The sequence below is a fragment of the Sporomusa sp. GT1 genome, from assembly GCF_014634905.1.
Taxonomy (GTDB): Bacteria; Bacillota; Negativicutes; order Sporomusales; family Sporomusaceae; genus Sporomusa; species Sporomusa sphaeroides.
Genome location: NZ_BMBX01000118.1, coordinates 1 through 203 on the forward strand (window position 1 = coordinate 1; position 203 = coordinate 203).

The 203-nt window shown below is 51.2% G+C and carries 1 rRNA gene; it reads right to left on the minus strand.

Annotated features, from left to right (window positions below):
- A 23S ribosomal RNA gene (locus tag GT1_RS22075) occupies positions 1-203 on the minus strand; the annotation flags it as partial.

The following is a 203-nucleotide window of genomic DNA, read 5'->3' on the forward strand; positions in this document are numbered from 1 at the left end:
GGGTTCCTCGTGTCCCGTGGTACTCTGGATTCTGACCCTCAGATGCAATCTTTCGCCTACAGGGCTATTACCTTCTGCGGCCTACCTTTCCAGGTAGTTCGACTAGATATTTTCTGATTTATGTCAGTCCTCAACCCCAAAGAGCTAAGCTCTCTGGTTTGGGCTCTTCCCCGTTCGCTCGCCGCTACTTAGGGAATCTCGTT